At 26.2% G+C, this 492-nt stretch carries 1 protein-coding gene; it reads right to left on the reverse strand.

Annotated elements, in window-relative coordinates; genetic code table 11:
- Positions 1–202: 202 nt before the first annotated feature.
- The gene (locus tag L979_RS15710) at positions 203–412 is read right to left on the reverse strand and encodes a hypothetical protein (protein WP_047692940.1); all 210 of its coding nucleotides are present in this window, start codon (positions 410–412) and stop codon (positions 203–205) included.
- Positions 413–492: the final 80 nt, after the last annotated feature.

Below are 492 nucleotides of genomic sequence, written 5' to 3' on the forward strand. Positions count from 1 at the left end.
TTTTATGAATTTGTTTATACTATCTTGATTTAATCGTTTAGATATTTTTCTTAGTTCATCATTAGTTTTAGCCATTTCGCTTTTATAAACAATTTTTTTAGTTTTTTTCTTTCATCTCTAGCTTCTTGTTTGCACTTAGGACACTTTAAATAACTTAAACCACTAGCTTTTCTCATTTCCTGACACTTAGTACATTTAGATTTCATTTTTTGTTTCTCCTTTTTTCTAATTCAATGCAATGCTTACATTTAGGGTTATCTACATGGATATATTCTTTTACAACTTCTTTTTTTAAACTTTTTATTCTAAGTTGTTCTTTTTTTAAGTCCATGCAGTGTGATATTGACCAGCCACAACCACTACATTTAATGCTTTTCAGTTTGTAAGGTTTGTGTTTTGTTGTATAACTCATCTATTTTCTCCGTTTATTTTATATTTATCAAATCTTAGATATTATTTGAACCAAGATAAATCAATTTCATTAGCTAAATC

It is taken from the genome of Kocuria sp. ZOR0020 (assembly GCF_000800955.1).
In the GTDB taxonomy this organism is placed as follows: Bacteria; Actinomycetota; Actinomycetes; order Actinomycetales; family Micrococcaceae; genus Kocuria; species Kocuria subflava.

Coding starts and splice junctions, on each gene's coding strand:
- L979_RS15710 (WP_047692940.1), bottom strand. CDS start 412: ATGAGTTATACAACAAAACACAAACCTTACAAACTGAAAAGCATTAAA.